This is a genomic window from Streptomyces sp. NPDC015345, assembly GCF_043078805.1.
GTDB lineage: Bacteria > Actinomycetota > Actinomycetes > Streptomycetales > Streptomycetaceae > Streptomyces.
Window position 1 is genome coordinate 691,579 of record NZ_JBIBTX010000004.1, and the last position, 18,153, is coordinate 709,731.

Annotated in this window: 17 protein-coding genes; 14 read left to right on the plus strand and 3 right to left on the minus strand. The window is 71.2% G+C overall.

Going from position 1 to position 18,153, the window contains the following annotated elements:
* Positions 1–4: 4 nt before the first annotated feature.
* Genes ACF062_RS20240 through ACF062_RS20290 form a run of 11 tightly spaced genes read left to right on the plus strand, consistent with a single transcriptional unit; the run spans position 5 to position 11,541 of the window.
* Positions 5–1,228: a glycosyltransferase gene (locus ACF062_RS20240; RefSeq protein WP_392140257.1), complete on the plus strand. Its 1,224-nt coding sequence runs from the start codon at positions 5–7 to the stop codon at positions 1,226–1,228.
* Positions 1,225–2,460, plus strand: a complete 1,236-nt coding sequence (locus ACF062_RS20245; protein WP_392139922.1) for a class I SAM-dependent methyltransferase — start codon at positions 1,225–1,227, stop codon at positions 2,458–2,460. Before ACF062_RS20240 ends, ACF062_RS20245 begins: the two co-directional genes overlap by 4 nt.
* Positions 2,457–3,257 carry a glucose-1-phosphate cytidylyltransferase gene (locus tag ACF062_RS20250; RefSeq protein ID WP_392139924.1) on the plus strand — a complete coding sequence of 267 codons (801 nt, stop codon included), beginning with the start codon at positions 2,457–2,459 and terminating at the stop codon, positions 3,255–3,257. The genes ACF062_RS20245 and ACF062_RS20250 overlap by 4 nt, the downstream gene beginning before the upstream one ends.
* Entirely contained in the window at positions 3,254–3,916 is a 663-nt protein-coding gene (locus ACF062_RS20255) for a PIG-L deacetylase family protein (RefSeq protein ID WP_392139926.1), read from the plus strand. Before ACF062_RS20250 ends, ACF062_RS20255 begins: the two co-directional genes overlap by 4 nt.
* Positions 3,917–3,919: 3 nt before the next feature.
* Positions 3,920–4,945: an NAD-dependent epimerase/dehydratase family protein gene (locus ACF062_RS20260; protein ID WP_392139928.1), complete on the plus strand. Its 1,026-nt coding sequence runs from the start codon at positions 3,920–3,922 to the stop codon at positions 4,943–4,945.
* The gene (locus ACF062_RS20265) at positions 4,933–6,222 is read left to right on the plus strand and encodes a DUF4910 domain-containing protein (protein WP_392139930.1); all 1,290 of its coding nucleotides are present in this window, start codon (positions 4,933–4,935) and stop codon (positions 6,220–6,222) included. The genes ACF062_RS20260 and ACF062_RS20265 overlap by 13 nt, the downstream gene beginning before the upstream one ends.
* Positions 6,219–7,511 carry a hypothetical protein gene (locus ACF062_RS20270; RefSeq protein ID WP_392139932.1) on the plus strand — a complete coding sequence of 431 codons (1,293 nt, stop codon included), beginning with the start codon at positions 6,219–6,221 and terminating at the stop codon, positions 7,509–7,511. Before ACF062_RS20265 ends, ACF062_RS20270 begins: the two co-directional genes overlap by 4 nt.
* The gene (locus tag ACF062_RS20275; protein WP_392139934.1) at positions 7,508–8,455 is read left to right on the plus strand and encodes a glycosyltransferase family 2 protein; all 948 of its coding nucleotides are present in this window, start codon (positions 7,508–7,510) and stop codon (positions 8,453–8,455) included. Before ACF062_RS20270 ends, ACF062_RS20275 begins: the two co-directional genes overlap by 4 nt.
* On the plus strand, positions 8,452–9,648 hold the full coding sequence (locus tag ACF062_RS20280) for a polysaccharide pyruvyl transferase family protein (protein WP_392139936.1): 1,197 nt from the start codon (positions 8,452–8,454) through the stop codon (positions 9,646–9,648). The genes ACF062_RS20275 and ACF062_RS20280 overlap by 4 nt, the downstream gene beginning before the upstream one ends.
* On the plus strand, positions 9,645–10,208 hold the full coding sequence (gene rfbC / locus ACF062_RS20285) for a dTDP-4-dehydrorhamnose 3,5-epimerase (protein WP_392139938.1): 564 nt from the start codon (positions 9,645–9,647) through the stop codon (positions 10,206–10,208). The genes ACF062_RS20280 and rfbC overlap by 4 nt, the downstream gene beginning before the upstream one ends.
* Positions 10,209–10,215: 7 nt before the next feature.
* Complete coding sequence (locus ACF062_RS20290) at positions 10,216–11,541, plus strand: glutamate-1-semialdehyde 2,1-aminomutase (RefSeq protein WP_392139939.1); 1,326 nt, start codon at positions 10,216–10,218, stop codon at positions 11,539–11,541.
* 12 nt (positions 11,542–11,553) lie between these two features.
* Here the strand turns inward: ACF062_RS20290 and ACF062_RS20295 are convergent, their stop codons facing one another.
* The 3 genes from ACF062_RS20295 to ACF062_RS20305 form a co-directional block, all read right to left on the minus strand.
* Entirely contained in the window at positions 11,554–12,258 is a 705-nt protein-coding gene (locus ACF062_RS20295) for a phosphatase PAP2 family protein (protein ID WP_392139941.1), read from the minus strand.
* A gap of 181 nt (positions 12,259–12,439) precedes the next feature.
* Positions 12,440–13,237, minus strand: a complete 798-nt coding sequence (fabG, locus tag ACF062_RS20300) for a 3-oxoacyl-ACP reductase FabG (protein ID WP_392139943.1) — start codon at positions 13,235–13,237, stop codon at positions 12,440–12,442.
* Between the two features lie 107 nt (positions 13,238–13,344).
* Positions 13,345–14,745, minus strand: a complete 1,401-nt coding sequence (locus ACF062_RS20305; RefSeq protein ID WP_392139945.1) for a cation:proton antiporter — start codon at positions 14,743–14,745, stop codon at positions 13,345–13,347.
* A 587-nt stretch (positions 14,746–15,332) separates the two neighbouring features.
* On the opposite strand from ACF062_RS20305, the gene ACF062_RS20310 reads away from it, so the two are divergent.
* From ACF062_RS20310 to ACF062_RS20320, 3 genes are all read left to right on the plus strand, one after another.
* Entirely contained in the window at positions 15,333–16,097 is a 765-nt protein-coding gene (locus ACF062_RS20310) for a BTAD domain-containing putative transcriptional regulator (protein WP_392139947.1), read from the plus strand.
* On the plus strand, positions 16,049–17,323 hold the full coding sequence (locus ACF062_RS20315; protein WP_392139949.1) for an MFS transporter: 1,275 nt from the start codon (positions 16,049–16,051) through the stop codon (positions 17,321–17,323). The genes ACF062_RS20310 and ACF062_RS20315 overlap by 49 nt, the downstream gene beginning before the upstream one ends.
* Before the next feature lie 126 nt (positions 17,324–17,449).
* On the plus strand, positions 17,450–18,151 hold the full coding sequence (locus tag ACF062_RS20320; protein WP_392139951.1) for a 4'-phosphopantetheinyl transferase family protein: 702 nt from the start codon (positions 17,450–17,452) through the stop codon (positions 18,149–18,151).
* Positions 18,152–18,153 lie beyond the last annotated feature (2 nt).

Consider the following 18,153-nt stretch of genomic DNA (forward strand, 5'->3'; position numbering starts at 1 on the left):
GGACATGTACGTCCTCGTGGTGCACAACCGCTACTCCTCGGCGCAGCCGAGCGGCGAGAACAAGGTCGTCGACCAGGAGGTGGAGCTGCTGCGCGCGGCCGGCCACCGGGTCGAGGTCTTCGAGCGGCGCAGTGACTCCATCGCCGCCCGCTCCCTGCTCGGCAAGGCCGCGGTACCGCTCCTCGTGCCGTGGAATCCGGCGGTCCGCACGGAACTCGCCGCCCGGCTGCGCACCGAGCGCCCGGATGTGGTCCACGTCCACAACGTCTTCCCGCTCCTGTCGCCCGCGGTCCTCGCCGCCTGCGCCGACGCGGGCGTGCCCGCCGTCGCCACGCTGCACAACTACACCCAGATCTGCCCGCCCGGCACATTGCAGCGGGACGGGCGGCCGTGCACCGAGTGCGTCGGGTCGGCGCCGCTGCCCGCCGTCCGCCACGGCTGCTACCGCGGCTCCCGGCTCGCGACGGTGCCGCTCGCGGTCAGCCTGTCGGCCAACCGGCGGCGCTGGTGGTCCGGCGTGGAGCGGTTCTTCTGCATCTCCGCGGCGCAACGCGACGTCCTGGCGCGGGCCGGCATGCCGGCCGAACGCCTCGCGGTGAAGCACAACTTCGTGCCCGACCCGGACATCCACCGGTCGGGCGCCGGCGAGCACCTGCTCTACCTCGGGCGGCTCGCGGAGGCCAAAGGCGTGCGGCTGCTCATGGCCGCGTGGGACGAGATCGCGGCGAGCGGCGGTGTGGGTGTGCCGCTCGTCATCGCCGGCGCGGGGCCACTGGAGCGGGCGGTGAGCGCCTGGGCGACGGGCCGGGACGACGTACGGTACGTCGGCCTGTACGACACGGCTCAGTGCCGGCAGGCCATCGCGCGGTCGGTCGCCGTGGTGGCCCCCTCGACGTGGCTGGAGGCGTTCGGCCTGGTGGCCGTGGAGGCGATGGCGGCCGGCGTCCCGGCCGTCGCCGCCGGTCACGGCGCCTTCGTCGAACTCGTCGAGGACGGGGTGAGCGGCCTACTGCACCGGCCGGGCGACTCCGCCTCGCTCGCCTCCCGCATACGCCGGATCACCGCCGAGCCGGCCCTGGGCCGGGAGATGGGCCAGGCGGCCCGGCGCCGTTATGAGCAGCACTTCAGCCCGGCCGTCGGGCTTGAGCGCCTGGTGGAGGAGTACCGCACCGTGATCGCGGTGCGGACGCAATCAAGGGGGACGGAATCCATGGGGGGCAGTAAATGACACGATGCCGACTCTGCGGCTCGGAAGCGATGGCGAGCGTCGTCGACCTTGGGGCGACGCCACCATGTGAGAGCTTTCTCGCCGCGGACCAACTGGATCAACCGGAGCCCGCGTTCCCGCTGCACCTGCGGGTGTGCACCGACTGCTGGCTCGCGCAGATCCCGCCGCTGATCACGCCGGAGGAGACGTTCAGCGAGTACGCGTACTTCTCCTCCTACTCCACATCCTGGGTGGAGCACGCGCGCACGTTCGTCGCCGATACCGTGCGGCGACTCGCCCTCGGACCCGACGCCTTCGTGGTCGAGGTCGCGAGCAACGACGGGTACCTGCTGAGGCACATGGTGGACCGGGGGATCCGCTGCCTCGGCATCGAGCCGTCGGTGAACGTCGGCGCCGCGGCGCGGGAGGCGGACGTGCCCACGCTCACCGAGTTCCTCGACCCCGGCGTCGGCTCGGCCGTCCGCGCCGAGCACGGCCTGGCGGACCTGGTCGTGGCCAACAACGTGTACGCGCACATCCCCGACGTGGTCGGGTTCACCGAGGGGCTGCGCGCCCTGGTCGCCGACGACGGCTGGGTCTCCATCGAGGTGCAGCACCTGCTGACCCTGATCGAGGAGAACCAGTACGACACGATCTACCACGAGCACTTCCAGTACTACACGGTCGCCTCCGCGACCCGGGCGCTCGCGAGCGGCGGACTCGCCCTCGTCGACGTCGAGTTGCTGCCCACGCACGGCGGCTCCATCCGGCTGTGGGCCCGCCCGGCCGAGGTGGCGGGCGAGCCGTCCCCGGCGGTGGCCGACGTGCTGAGCCGGGAGAAGGCCGCCGGGCTCCAGGAGCTGTCGGGGTACACCGAGTTCTCCGCCCGGGTCGCCAAGGTGCGCAGGGACCTCCTGAAGTTCCTCGTCGAGGCGGCCGAGCGCGGCGAGACGGTCGTCGGCTACGGCGCGCCGGGCAAGGGCAACACCCTGCTCAACCACTGCGGCATCCGGCCCGACCTGCTCCCGTACACGGTCGACCGCAACCCCTACAAGCACGGCCGGTTCACCCCCGGCACCCGCATCCCGATCCTGCCGCCCGAGCGGATCGCCACCGACAGACCGGACTACGTCCTCGTCCTCCCGTGGAACCTGCGGGCCGAGCTGACCGAGCAGCTGTCCTTCGTGCACGAGTGGGGCGGCCGTCTCGTCTTTCCCATCCCGGAACTGAGCATTGTCGAGGTCGAGGCATGAAGGTCGTACTGTTCTGCGGCGGTTACGGGATGCGGATGCGCAGCGGCGCCGGCATCTACGATGAAGCGCCCAAGCCGATGGCGATGGTCGGCCCGCGACCGCTGATCTGGCATGTCATGCGCTACTACGCGCACTTCGGGCATACCGAGTTCATCCTGTGCCTCGGCTATGGGGCGCACCACATCAAGGACTTCTTCCTCAACTACGAGGAGACGACGTCCAACGACTTCGTGCTGCGGGGCGGACGGACCGAACTGCTCTCCACCGACATCTCGGACTGGACGATCACGTTCGCGCAGACCGGCATCGAGTCACCGATCGGCGAGCGGCTGCGCCGGGTGCGGCACCACTTGGACGGCGACGAGATGTTCCTCGCCAACTACGCCGACGTGCTCACCGACGCCCCGCTGCCCCAGATGATCGACCGGTTCGCCCGGCGTGACGCCGGCGCGTCGATGATGGTGGTGCCGCCGCAGTCGTCGTTCCACTGCGTGGAGCTGGGCGAGGACGGCCTGGTGGGCGGCATCACCGCCGTGAGCGACCTGCCGCTGTGGGAGAACGGCGGCTACTTCGTCCTCCGCCAGGAGGTCTTCGACCACATCCCGGAGAACGGGGACCTGGTCGCCGACGGATGCGCCCAACTGGCCAAGCGCGGACGGCTGGTGGCGCACCAGCACCGCGGCTTCTGGAAGCCGACAGACACCGTGAAGGAGCGGGCCGCGCTCGACGCCGCCTACGCCCGGGGCGAGCGCCCGTGGGCCGTGTGGGAACGGGACACCGCGGTGGTGAGCGCGTGATCGCGCTCGGGACGGGGCGCCTGCACCGGATCGCCGCGGTGGGCGCGCACTGCGACGACATCGCCATCGGCGCCGGCGGCACGCTGCTGACGCTCTGCCTCGCGCATCCCGGCATACGTATCGACGCGCTGGTGCTCTCCGGCGGCGGCAGCGAGCGGGAGCAGGAGGAGCGGGCCGCGCTCGCCGCCTTCTGCCCGGACGCCGACCTGCGCCTCACCGTGCTCAAGCTGCCGGACGGCCGCATGCCCGTGCACTGGGACGAGGCCAAGGCCGCCGTCGAGGAACTGCGCGGGCAGACCGACCCGGACCTGATCCTGGCCCCGCGCACCGATGACGCGCACCAGGACCACCGCGGCCTGGCCCGGCTGATACCCACCGCGTTCCGCGACCACCTCGTACTCGGCTACGAGATCGTCAAGTGGGACGGCGATCTCGGCCGCCCGGCGGCGTACCAGCCGCTGTCGCCGGAGATCGCCGAACGGAAGGTGCGGCTGCTGCAGGAGCACTATCCCTCGCAGCGGCACCGGCCCTGGTACGACCGGGAGGCCTTCCTCGGGCTGGCCCGGATCCGCGGCATCGAATGCCACGCGCGTTACGCCGAGGCGTTCGCCGTCACCAAGCTCACGCTCGATCTGGGCACTTCCGACCTGGGGGAATGAACCTTGCGCGTACTACTGACCGGCCATCAGGGCTACCTGGGCACGGTGATGGCCCCGGTTCTCACGGCCGCCGGCCACGACGTCGTCGGTCTCGATGCCGGCCTGTTCGCCGACTGCGTCCTCGGCCCGCCGCCCGCCGACCCGCAAGGGCACCAGGTGGACCTGCGCGACGTCACCGCCGACCACGTGGCCGGGGTGGACGCCGTGATTCATCTGGCCGCGCTCTCCAACGACCCCCTGGGCTCGCTGGCGCCCGACCTCACCTACGACATCAACCACCACGCCTCCGTACGCCTGGCCCGGCTGGCCCGCGACGCCGGGGTGCGGCGCTTCCTGTACGCGTCCACCTGCTCGGTCTACGGCGCCGCCGGCGGGGGAGACCTGGTGGGCGAGGACGCCCCGCTGCGCCCGGTGACGCCGTACGCCGAGTCCAAGGTGCGGGTGGAGGACGACCTGCACGCCCTGGCCGACGACGACTTCACCCCGGTCTTCATGCGTAACGCCACCGCCTTCGGTTACTCGCCCCGGCTGCGCGCCGACATCGTCCTGAACAACCTGGTGGGGCACGCGCTGCTCTCCGGTGAGGTGCTTGTGCTCTCCGACGGCACCCCCTGGCGCCCGCTGGTGCACGCCGCCGACATCGCACGGGCCTTCGCGGCCGCGCTGACCGCGCCGCGCGACGCCGTGCACGACAGGGCGTTCAACATCGGCAGCGAGATCAACAACGTCACCGTCGCCGAGATCGCCGAGCAGGTCGCCGAGGCGGTGCCCGCTTCGAAGGTGGTGATCACCGGGGAGACCGGTGCCGATCCGCGGTCGTACCGCGTGGACTTCTCCCGGTTCCGCGCCGCGATACCCGGCTTCGACTGCGCCTGGACGGTGAAGCGGGGCGCGCTCGAACTCGCCGGCGCCTACCGGGAACACGGGCTCACCCGGGAGGACTTCGAGCAGCGCTTCACCCGGCTCGCCGTGCTGCGCGCGGCAACCGACGCGGGCGCCGTCGACGACACGCTGCGGTGGCGCCGGTGACCGCGGACGACTTCGGCGATGAGATGCACGCGCTGGTGGAGCGGCTCTACCCGCTGTGCCGCAGCATCACCGGCGACGGTGTGCGCGCCACCCTGAAGATCGTCGACGAATACATTCCGCTCCGGATCCACGAGGTGCCGACCGGGACCCAGGTGCTCGACTGGACGGTGCCGCAGGAGTGGAACATCCGCGACGCGTACATCGCCGACGCCTCCGGCAGACGGGTCGTCGACTTCGCCGCGTCCAGTCTGCACGTGCTCGGCTACAGCGTGCCGGTGTCGAGCACCCTGCCACTGGCCGAGCTGCGCGAACACCTGTACACCCTGCCGGACCACCCCACCTGGGTGCCCTACCGCACCAGCTACTACCGGCCGGAGTGGGGATTCTGCCTGGCCCAGGAGACCCTGGACGCGCTGCCGGACGGCGAGTACGAGGTACGTATCGACTCCACGCTCGCTGACGGCCACCTCACCTACGCCGAACACGTGGTCCCCGGGCAGGTCCCCGACGAGGTGATCGTCTCCTGCCACGTCTGCCACCCGTCGCTGGCCAACGACAACCTCGCCGGGATCGCGGTGGCGACGTATCTGGCGCGGGCGCTGGCGGAGCGGACGCCGCACTACACCTACCGGTTCATCTTCGCGCCCGGCACCATCGGCGCGATCACCTGGCTGGCCCGCAACAAGGAGCGGATCGACCGCGTCAAGCACGGCCTGGTGCTGGCCTGCGCGGGCGACCGGGGCCAACTCACGTACAAACAGAGCAGGCGCGGCGACGCGGAGATCGACCGGGTGCTGCGACATGTCCTCACCGACTCCGAACGCCCCCACGAGGTAAGGCAGTTCACTCCGTACGGCTACGACGAGCGGCAGTACTGCTCGCCCGGGTTCGACCTCGGCGTGGGCTCCCTCAGCCGTACGCCGTACGCGGGCTATCCCGAGTACCACACCTCGGCCGACAACCCCGACTTCGTCTCCCCGGCGGCGATGGCGGACACGCTCGCCGTCTGCCGCGAGGCGTTCGCCGTCCTCGACCGCAACCGCCGGTACCTCAGCCTCAGTCCCTACGGCGAACCACAGCTCGGCAGGCGTGGGTTGTACGACTCGCTCGGCGGCCGCAGCGACACGAAGCAGGCGCAGCTGGCCATGCTCTGGGTGCTCAGCCTCTCCGACGGCGCGCACAGCCTGCTGGACGTGGCCGAGCGGGCCGGGCTGCCGTTCGACACCGTCGCCGTCGCGGCCGGCGCCCTGCGCGACGCCGGGCTGATCAAGGCATGACGCCGATGGCCACCGGGCGGCAGAAGACGGCGCGGCCCACCGCCAGGCGGGCCATGGTCGGCAGGCTGTCCTGGGGACTGGCCGACCAGGCGGCCTCCAGCCTGACCAACTTCGCGGTGGGCATCTACGTGGCACGCTCCCTCGGCCTTGCCGCGTTCGGCGTGTTCAGCCTGGCCTGGGTGACGTACGGAGTGGTGCTCAGCGTCTCCCGCGGCGTGGCCACCGATCCGCTCGTGGTGCGCTTCAGCGGAGTGCCGGACGCGTCCTGGCGCGGCGCCGTGGCCCGGTCGTCGGGTGCCGCCCTCGGTGTCGGCGCCGCCATCGGCGCGGCATGCCTGGTGACCGGCCTCGCCCTCGGCGGCCGCGTGGGCCCCGCGTTCGCCGGCCTCGGCGTCATGCTGCCGGGGCTGCTGCTCCAGGACGCCTGGCGGTACTCGTTCTTCGCCGCAGGCGCCGGGCGCAAGGCGTTCGTCAACGACCTCGTGTGGGGCGTCGCGCTCGTCCCGGCCATGGTGGTGGCCGCCCGCGTGGGCAGCGTCGCCGCTTTCGTGCTCGCCTGGGGCGCGTCCGCCGCCGTGGCCGCGGTGTACGGCTGCTTCCAGTCCGGGATCCGGCCCCACCTGACCGGCGCGCGCGAGTGGCTGCGCGAGCACCGCGACCTCGGCTACCGGTACCTGGCCGAGAACGTCTCCACCAGCGGCGCGAGCCAGCTGCGGGCGTACGGACTCGGCGCCATCGCCGGGGTCGGCGCGGTCGGTGCGGTCCGGGGCGCCGAGCTCCTGCTCGGCCCGTTCCTCGCCGTGCTGATGGGCCTCTCGCTGGTCACCGTCGCGGAGGCGGCACGGGTGCTGCGGCGGGCCCCGCACCGCCTCGGCGCGTTCTGCCTCCTGCTGGGCGGCGCGCAGGCAGTCGCCGCGCTGCTCTGGGGCGCGGCGCTGCTCCTCGTGCCGGACCGGGCCGGCGAACTCGTACTGGGCGACGTCTGGAGCTCCGCCTCGCAGCTCATCGTGCCGGCCACGCTCGGCGTCGCCTTCGCAGGGCTCGGCACCGGCGCGGCGGCCGGACTGCGCGCGCTCGCCGCGGCCGGGCGCAGCCTGCGCGGCCAGCTGTTCGCCTCCGCCTGCTATGTCGGCGGCGGGCTCGGCGGGGCGGCCGTGGCCGGCACGGTCGGCTCGGCCTGGGGCGTCGCCGCCGCGACCGTCTGCGGCTCGGCCGTGTGGTGGCTCCAGCTGCGGTCCGCCCTGCGCGAGCGCCACCAGAACTCCATCCGTGAAGTGAGGACACCATGACCGCCCACCCCAGGCTGAGCATCGGCCTGCCCGTGTACAACGGCGAGGAGTACCTCGCCGAGGCGTTCGACGCCCTGCTCGGCCAGACCTACGAGAACTTCGAGCTGGTGGTCACCGACAACGCCTCGACCGACGGCACCCGCGACATCTGCCGCAAGTACGCCGCGCGGGACTCCCGTATCCGCTACATCCGGCTGGCCCGCAACATCGGCGCCGCGCCGAACCACAACTACGTGTTCACCCAGTGCCGCGGCGAGCTGTTCAAGTGGGCCTCACACGACGACCTCTACGCCCGGGACCTGTTGCGGCGCTGCGTCGAGGCGCTGGACGAGCGGCCGGACGTGATCCTCGCGCACAGCGGCCAGGCGGTCATCGACGAGGACGGCCGGGTGAAGGTGCCGTACGAGTACGGGCTCGCCACCGACTCACCGCACGCCCCGGCCCGCTTCCGCAGCCTGCTGTTCGAACCCGGCGGCGACGACTTCTACGGGGTGATGCGGGCCGAGGTGCTGCGCCGGGTGAAACCGCACGACAGCTACCACCACGCGGACCGCACGTTCGTCGCCGAGATCACCCTGCACGGCCCCTTCCACCAGGTGCCGGAACTGCTGTACTTCCGCCGCGACCACCCCACCCGCGCCGAGCGGGCCAACCCCTCCAAGCGCTCCCGGTGCGTCAACCTGGACCCACGCAGGGCGGGCCCGCTGCACCCCACGCCCCGGCTGCTCGCCGAGTACGTCGGGGGCTTCGCCTCGGCCATCCGGCGGGCGCCGCTGTCCTCGGCCGACCGGCGCGCCTGCTACGGCCACCTCGCCGCGTGGCTGACCAGCCGGGTCCGGCCGGGCACCGGCGAGCGGGTCGAGGACCGCGCCCCGGTGGACCCGGGCCGGCTCACCGTCTCCGTCGACGCCCTCGTCGCCGGACGTGAGGGGAGGCAGGCGTGACCGCTGCCCGCGTCGGGGTCTTCGGTCTGCTCGGCTCCGGCAACCTCGGCAACGACGGGTCGCTCGAAGCCGTGCTCCGGTACCTGCGCGCCGAGCACCCGGAGGCGGTCGTGGACGCGCTGTGCGGCGGACCCGAGGTCGTCGCGGCACGGTACGCGATCCCCGCGACCCGGCTGCACTGGTACCGGGGGGAGTACCGCACGGCGTCACGTGCGCGCGCGATCGCGGGGAAGGGGCTCGGCAAACTCGTCGACGCCTTCCGCACCGCCGCCTGGGTGCGCGGGCACGACGTGGTGATCGTGCCCGGCATGGGCGTCCTGGAGGCCACGCTGCCGCTGCGGCCGTGGGGCTTCCCGTACTCGCTGTTCCTGCTCTGCGCGTCCGGCCGGCTCTTCGGCACCCGGGTCGCGCTGGTCGGCGTCGGCGCGGACGCGATCGGCAACCGGCTGACCAGGGCCCTGGTGCGCCGATCGGCACGCCTCGCCGCCTACCGGTCCTACCGGGACACCCTGTCCCGCGACGCGCTGCGGGCGATGGGCGTGGACACCGCGCGCGACGCGGTCTACCCGGACCTCGCCTTCGCCCTGCCGACACCGCCCACGGGCACCCCCTCGGGCACGGTCTGCGTCGGTGTCATGGACTTCCACGGAGGCGACGACGACCGGGCCAGGGCCGAGGAGATCCACCGGCGCTACCTCGAAGGGACGACCGCGTTCGTCCGCGCGCTGGTCGAGGACGGCAGGCCCGTCCGGCTGGCCACCGGCGACGCGTGCGACGCGCCGGTGGTCGCCACGATCCTCGACGCGGTGGACTCGCCGCTCGTCACCGCCGCCGAGCCGGCCTCGCTCGCCGACCTGATGAAGGAGATGGCGGCGGCCGACTCCGTGGTGGCCACCCGGTACCACAACCTGGTCTGCGCGCTGAAGGTCGGCACACCGACGCTCGCCCTGAGTTACGCGGCGAAGAGCGACGCGCTCATGGCCGGGATGGGTCTGGACGCGTACTGCCACCCGGCCCGTGACGTCGACGCCGACCGGCTCCTCGAACAGTTCCGGGAGCTGGAGAAGCGATCGGCGGAGCTACGGCGGACCCTCGCCGAGCGGAACAAGCACGCCGCGCGGCAACTGGACCACCAGTTCACCGCCTTGACCAGGACGCTGTTCAAGGGCACCACCCGGCAGGAGGCTCCATGAAAGCGACCGAAGTCCCGCAGATCGCGGGCGCGTTCCTCTTCGAACCGACCCCGTACGCCGACGAACGCGGCTTCTTCTGCCGCACCTTCGACGCCGACGTGGTCCGCTCAGTGGGCCTTGACCCGGCCGCCTTCGTCCAGGACAGCGTGTCCCGCTCGGTCCAGGGCGTGCTGCGCGGCCTGCACCTGCGCTCCGGCGGCGGCGAGGCCAAGCTGGTGCGGTGCTCGTACGGCAGGATCTTCGACGTCGTCGTGGACCTGCGGCCGGACTCGCCGACATACCGCGACCGGGCCTTCTTCGAGCTGTCCGGCGAGACGCAGACGACCCTGTACGTCCCGGCGGGGTGCGCGCACGGCTTCCAGGCGCTGAGCGAGACCGCCGACACCTCGTACCGGATCGACCGCGAGCACGATCCGGCCGAAGACGTGACGATCGCCTTCGACGACCCGGAACTGGCCATTCCGTGGCCCTTGCCGCCCGCACTGATGTCCCGGTGGGACCGCGAGGCGCCGAGCCTCGCCGAGGTCCTGAAGCAGTCGCGGCAGCAGAAGGAGAGCTGAAGTCAGCGTGGACACCGAAGAGTTCCGCCTGCCCCGGTCGCAACGGGCGAACGAGCGGCTGCACGCGATGATCCCCGGAGGCGCGCACACCTACGCCAAGGGCGACGACCAGTACCCCGAGAACCTGGCCCCGGTCATCAGCCACGGCCACGGTGCCCACGTGTGGGACATCGACGGCAACCGCTACATCGAGTACGGCTCCGGCCTGCGGTCCGTCAGCCTGGGCCACGCCCACCCGCGCGTCCTGGAGGCGGTGCGGCGGGAGCTCGACCGCGGCACCAACTTCGTCCGGCCGTCCATCGTCGAGGCCGAGGCCGCGGAACGCTTCCTGGCCACCGTGCCCACCGCCGACATGGTGAAGTTCGCGAAGAACGGCTCCGACGCCACCACCGCGGCGGTACGCCTCGCCCGCGCCGTCACCGGGCGCCCCCGGGTGGCCATCTGCGCCGACCACCCCTTCTTCTCCGTCGACGACTGGTTCATCGGCACCACGCCGATGTCCGCCGGAATTCCGGCGGCGACCACCGAGCTGACCGTGGCCTTCCCGTACGGGGACCTGGCGGCCACGGAGGAACTGCTCACTCGGTACCGGGACGAGGTCGCCTGCCTGATCCTGGAACCCGCCGGGCACACCGAACCTCCACCCGGATACCTCCAGGGCCTGCGCGAGCTGGCCGACCGGCACGGCTGCGTACTGATCTTCGATGAGATGATCACCGGCTTCCGCTGGTCCGAGGCGGGCGCCCAGGGCCTGTACGGAGTCGTCCCCGACCTCTCCACGTTCGGCAAGGCGCTGGGCAACGGCTTCGCCGTCTCCGCGCTGGCCGGGCGCCGCGAGCTGATGGAGCGGGGCGGGCTGCGTCACTCCGGCGACCGGGTGTTCCTGCTGTCCACCACGCACGGCGCGGAGACACACTCCCTGGCCGCCGCGATGGCCGTGCAGACCACCTACGCGGAGGAGGGCGTCACCGCGCGCCTGCACGCCATCGGCGAGCGGCTGGCCGCCGGTGTCCGCGACGCCGCGGCCGGCATGGGCGTCGGCGACCACATCGTCGTCCGGGGCCGGGCCAGCAACCTGGTCTTCGCCACCCTTGACGAGAACCGGCAGCCGTCGCAGCGGTACCGCACCCTGTTCCTGCGGGGGCTCCTCGCGGGCGGGGTGCTGGCCCCGTCGTTCGTGGTCAGCAGCGCGCTCGACGACGCCGACGTCGACCGCACGGTCGAGGCGGTGGCCCAGGTGTGCGCGGTGTACCGGAAGGCGCTGGACGTCGGCGACCCCACGCCGTGGCTGGCCGGGCGGCCGGTGAAGCCGGTATTCCGCCGCTTGGTGTGAGGATACGTGGCGTCAGCGACGCGTGTTCCGCCCGACGTTGTCCGTCCGGTCGTCCGGCCGGTCGTCCAACCAGTCGTCCAACCGGTCGGCCACCCCGTCGACCAGCCACGCGGTAGCCGGGACCACCGCAAGCGCGGTGCACCAGCCCCCTAGGGCGTCGGTCGGGTAGTGCGCGCCCAGGGCGACCTGTGCCCAGCCCATCGCGGCCCCGGCGACCAGCGCCGAGGCGAACACGAGCGACGTGCCGGCCGTCCTGCCGAGGCCGAGCCTGGCGGCCGCGAGCAACGCCACCGCGAGGGTGAGCGCGGTGACGAAGGCGGTGTGCCCGCTCGGGTAGGACAGGTGCCCGCCGTGGATGGTGCGTCCCACCAGCGACTTGAGCAGCGTCGTCGTCACCACGGCCGTGCCGGGGCCGACAACGACGAGCACCGCCGCGCGAGGCCGCCGAAGCAGCAGGCAGCCCACCACGGCGACCACGACCAGCGCCGCCGCGCCCGCGGGTTCCCCCAGGAAGTCCGTGGCCAGAGCGACGTTCCGCCACGGCGGCCGCACACCGTGCACCGCCGCCCAGATCCACGCGTCCACCGTGCCGGGCTCGCTGTCGCCGGCGTACAGGACGCCGAGCACGAGGACCGCCGACGCGGCGAGGCCCCCGATCAACGCGAGCCACGCGCGCAGCGAGGGGGGCAGCACCGCGGGCGCCGACCGGCGACTCACACGCCCACCGTCTCCGGCCGGCTTGCGGCAGCCCGCTCCGACGAGGCGATCCAACGCGAGCCCCCCGTCGTCTCCGACCCGCCCTCCAGCGACCGTGACCGGACCGCTGCTTGGCACCCTAACCAACAACCCGGCCACGCCACACCAGGGCGACAACATGCCTCCGCCTCCGGTCAGCACGTCACAGGGCCGCCCCGCCGTCCACCCGGATCACCTGGCCGGTGATGTACGCCGCGCGGTCCGAAAGGAGGTAGGCGACCAGTTCGGCGGTGTCCTCGGGGCGGCCGAACCGCTTGAGCGGGATGCGCTCGAGCATCTTCTCCCGCATCGGTACGGGGATGTCCTCCATCATCTGCGTATCGGTGATTCCGGGAGCGACCACGTTGACCCGGACGCCATGGCCCGCGACTTCCCGCGCGAGCGACTTGCTCATGCCGATGATGCCCGCCTTGCTGGCGGCGTAGTTGCTCATGGTGACGAAGCCGCTCAGGGCGACGATGGAGGAGATGTTCACGCAGGCGCCGGACTTGCGCCTCAGGAAGCGGTACAGGACCGATTGGCACACGTTCCACATGCCGGTGAGGTTGGTGTCGATGACGTCGTCCCACGCCTCACCGGCCAGCAGGGGCATGGGGCCGTTCCTGGTGATGCCCGCGTTGTTCACCAGCGCCGTGACGGGCCCCAGCTCGCCCTCGGCGCGGGCCACCATCTCCTCGACGGCGTCGCGGTCGCGCACGTCGCACTCTGTGAACAGCGCGCGGACACCCAGGGCTTCGACCTCCTCCTGGGTTTCCCGCGCCTCCTTGCTCTCGGACCGGTAGCAGCCGATGACGTCGTACCCCTCCGTGGCGAGCTTGAGGGCGATACTCCGGCCGATCCCCCGGGCCGCCCCGGTCACCAGGGCGCGGGGCCGGCCGTCCGGCCCGCGATCCGTGTCACGTGTGGTGTGCGGTCCGGTCTCGGTGATGTCGTCGGACAAGGTCTCTCCCCAGGTCGCTGCACTGTGGCACCCCAGGAAAGCATCAGCGCCCAAAGGGTCACTTAATTCCCCGCGAGCGGTGACCCGCCACGTGTGCCCCGCCGTTGTCAGGAGGCGTCAGCCGCCATCTCCCGCGGTCCGGTCTGGTCGTCCCGGGGCGGTGGGCCCGCGGCTTCGGAGGCGCCAAGCGCGAGGCGTGCTTCGGCCCTCGGCGGCAGGGCCCACCGGTAGAGCGGCATGGCTCCGGCCGTGGTCACCACCGCGACGAGCACCAGGATCGAGAAGACCTCCTGGGTGATGATGCGCTGGCTGAGGCCGATGTTGATGAAGATCAGGATCATCAGGCCCCGGGCATTCATGAGACCGCCCACCGCCCAGGACTCCCGCCAGGAGAAGCCCACCGCCCGCATCGCGAGCCCGCAGCCGACGTACTTCCCGATGAATCCGGCGGCCAGAAAGGACCCGAGGGCGAGCAACATGACGCCCCCGGTGACGCTTCCGAGCTTGGTGTTGAGTCCGGAGAACGCGAAGAAGATCGGCAGCAGGAAGACACTGACGAAGTCCATCATTCTGCCGTGCAGCGCCTTCCGGAAGGCGGCGTCGCGCGGCATCGCGAGCCCGGCGACGAACCCGCCGAAAACCGAGTAGATACCTATGCGGTCCGTGAACCAGCCCGCCCCGAGCACGACGAACGCCACGACGTACATCTGGCCGGGTGTGAAGCTCTTCGTCTGTGCCACTCGGGCGCCGAGGGGGCGCAGCAGGCGCGCGACCCCGAAGAGCATCACGGCGGTGAAGACTCCCGCGAGCAGGATGCTCTGAAGCGCACTCATGGGACCCGAACCGGCGTGTACGGCGGACAGCACCGCAAGGAAGCACCAGGCGGCCACGTCGTCCATGGAGGCGGCGATCAGCGTCAGCTTGCCCAACGGCGAGTTCTCCAGGCCTCGTTCGTACAGGATGCGGGCGAGCATCGGGAACGCCGTGAGGGACAGCGCGCCGCCGATGAAGAAGGCGAACTCCATGCGGGAGACGTCATTCCTGGAGAGCTGCGAGTACCACAACAGGCCCGCTCCGGCGCCCAGCATGAGTGAGGGAACCATGCCCGACACGGCGAGCAGCACCGCGTGCCGCCCCTGCCGTTCGACGCCCTTGCCACTCGTGGCCTTCGCGGCTTCCCTGCTCCCATTACTCTTCCTTCCGTGGTCGAGTCCGGCCCCCACCAGGAACATGTACAACGTGAGCCCAATAGTGCTCAGCACATAGAGAACCGGCTTCACATCCGCGGGAAAGAGCGACTTCTGTACGTCCGGCAGCAGAAGTCCCAGAAGAGTGGGGCCGAGAAGAACACCGGCGATCATTTCACCGAGAACTCGCGGCTGCTTGACCATGAGGGCCAGTTTTCCGCAGCATGCGGATGCGGCGAGAATGGCAAGTATGGCGAGGAGTACTTTGAGGGTCAGTTCGAGATTCGGGTCACTCGGAGAATAGAAGGCAAGATGCCGCATAAAACCCCTTGGCTCGTACGCCGGATACGCCGTACGAGCCTGCCACTCCGCGCTGAAGAACCACCTAAATCTCCCCTAAGTGCCCGGCACCCGGACGCGGGCGCGGCGGTGCGCCCGCCACCCGCGGAGGCCTGCACGCAGGCAAGCTCGACTAAAGGCTCGCCTAAGGCTCGCTGAACCGCCGGGCCATTCGTGACGACCGGCCCGGCACCCGGCACCCGGCTTCACTTTGGGAGAATTTCACCTACTGAGGGGTAGGAGTGTCCGGATTCCGAACCGGTCCGCGATTACACATGAACGCCTTCCTCGATTTCCGCTCTGTTATGTGGTGAGATGTCATGCAATAGATGCACTTAAAGGTCAGTCGTGATTCGATCATACGCGGCGTTCCATCTGCTGCATATATGGCGTCTCGCCGGATGAATCGGCCGGGTGACTTGATGCAACTCTTAAGGGCTTGACGCCCCTCGGGCTCCCATCCATGATTCATGTCACTTGCATGCAGTGACGCAATACTCCGAACAGAAATAGCCTTGGAAAACGGAGCGGGAAGGCGTATGAGGTTTAGAATTCTGGGACCGATAGAAGTGGAGACAGACGCCGGCGAGACAGTCACCCCGCAGGCGCTCAAAATCCGGTCGCTCCTGGCCATGTTCTGCATGCACGCGGGCCACGTGATCTCCCCCGCACGGCTCATCAGCGCCCTGTGGGCCGGGACGCCGCCCCGCACCGCGGCCACCGCACTCCAGGTCTATGTCTCCAAGCTGCGCGGGCAGTTCACCCAGGCCGGCGGGAGCCCCACCCTCATCACCACCACATCGTCGGGCTACCGGATGCGGCTCGACGGCCACTGCCTCGACCTCGCCCTCTTCGAATCCAGCGCGGCCAGGGCGCAGCAGGCCATCCACGCCGACCGGGCCCAGGAGGCCGCCCGGCTGCTCTCCCAGTCGTTGACGCTCTGGCGGGGAAGGGCGCTCGCCGACGTGCGCACCACGCCCGCGCTGGACGGCTATGCCCAGCAGCTGGACGAGCGGCGAAACGCCCTGCACGAGCAGCGGCTCACCCTGGAACTCCGGCTGGGCCGCCACAGCCAGCTCATCGGCGAACTCTACGGTCTCGCGCAGGAACACCCCATGTGGGAGAACGTACACGCCTGCCTGATGATCGCCCTCTACCGCAGCGGGCGCATACCCGAGTGTCTGGAGGCCTACCAACGCATCCGCGGCACGCTCCACGACGAGCTGGGCATGGAGCCCTGCAATCGGTTGCGGAATCTGCACCGCGCGATCCTCGCCCGGGAACCGTGGCTGGACGACCACAGTCGGCCGCCGTCCTCCGCGTACGCCTCGTGAACACCACCGGGCACCGGCGCACGGGACGGTCACGGACCGCGGCATGGCATGGCCACCCCGGGCGCGGTGGTCGCCTTCCCTTCGCGGCTGCGGCCTACATCCTCTTCGTGCTGACCGTCGGCACGAACATGCCGACCCCGCTGTACCCCCGCTATCAGGCCGAGTTCGGGTTCTCCCCGCTGGTGGTCACCCTCGTCTTCGCGGTGTACGCGGGAACCCTGGTCCCCACGGCCATGCTCGCCGGGGCGCTGACCGACGGCATCGGATACCGCCGCGTGGCCGGCCCCGCCATCGGGCTCGCGGCCGTCGCCGCCCTGCTGTTCTGCCTCGCCGACGGCGTCGCCTGGCTGTTCACCGCGCGGGCCTTGCAGGGCGTCTCCGTCGGTGCGGCCTCCGGCGCGCTCACCGTCGCCCTGGTGGAGACGGAGCCGTCGGGGGACCACGCGCGGGCGTCCCTGCTCGCCTCCGCCATGATCACGGGCGGCGGCGGCATCGGGCCGGTTCTCGCCGGGTTCCTCGGGCAGCACGCGCCGCTACCGCTGCGCCTCACCTACCTCGTCGAACTGGCGCTGCTCGCCGTGGCGGCGGCGGCCGCCACCCGGCTGCCCAGACGGACGCGCCCCGGCCTCTGGCGCTTCCACCGGCCCCGCATACCTGCCCCACTGCGGCGGCGCTTCGCGCTCGCGTCCACGGTGAGCGTCCTCGGATGGGCCGTCGTCGCGCTGTTCCTCGCCATGGTCCCGTCATACGCCACGGCGATCCTGCACCGCCACGACCTCCTGCTGGCCGGCACGGCCGGGGGCATGTTCCTGCTGTTCGCCGCCGGCACCCAGTACGCGCTGGCCCGCGCCGGCACCGCGGCCCGGCCGACGAGCGGCCTGCTCCTGCTCACCGCCGGCCTGGTGATGCTGGCGGCCGCCGGGGGAACCCGCTCGCTGTGGTTGCTCCTCGCCGCCGCCGCGTGCGGGGGAGCGGGCCAAGGCATCACGTTCAGGGCGTCACTGGCCAGAGTGAACGAGCTGGCGCCACAGGAGTCCCGGGCGGAGGTCCTCTCCGCCTTCTACATGATCACTTACCTCGGCGTCGGGCTGCCCGTCATCGGCGTCGGCTTCCTGGCCGCGGCCACCGATCTGCTGACAGCGGTCGTCACCTTCTCGGCGGTGACGGCCCCGGCGTGTCTCCTTGTCGCCGCCAAGGCGCGCACCACCTGGGCCGACACCGTTTAAGGAGAGGTAAGCACCGTTTTAGTGCCCGTCGTTAAGGTGCACCGACGTCACATCGACGGCACACCGACCGCTCACTGCGCCGCCCCTCCCGTCCCTCGGCGCACCACCACACCGAAGCGACCGCCAGTGAACATCACCAGCCGCGACACCCGACTGCTCGGCGAATACCACGCCTTCGGCCACCCGGTGGAGGTATGGGCGGCACAGGTTCCTCTCCCGCACGACACACGTTTCGCGGCGTACGAGGCAGAGCTGCACCCGGAGGAACGCGCACGGGCCGCCCGCATCGCCACCGGCACCGCGCGCACCCAGTACGTGACGGGCCGCGCCCTGGCCCGCCGGGTCCTGTCACACCGACTCAAGGTTCCGATGGCGGGCATCCTCCTCGGGGCGACCAGGACAGGACGGCCGTTCCTGGCCGAACCACCGTGCCCCGGGATCGACTTCAACCTCTCGCACTCCGGGCGCCTGACGGTCCTCGCGGTGATCCGAGGGGCCCGGGTGGGCATCGACGTCGAACAGGCCTCGGTGGAACGGGACTTAGCCGGAGTCGCGGCGGGCTTCTTCTCCCCGGCCGAGTACGACCGCTGGTCCAGGGCCGACGCCGTGGACAGGACCGCTCTCTGGTACCGCATCTGGACCCGGCGCGAGGCCTACGTGAAGGCCACCGGCGCCGGGCTGCGCGACATCGGCCACGACCACCCCGGCCGCGGCTCGGCCTGGGCCGACATCCACCTGGAGCCGGAACCCGGCCACACCTGCTGCGTAGTAGTACTGCTCGACCGGCCTTGCCCACCCAGCATTCCACCCTCCACCTGCGTGAGGTGACG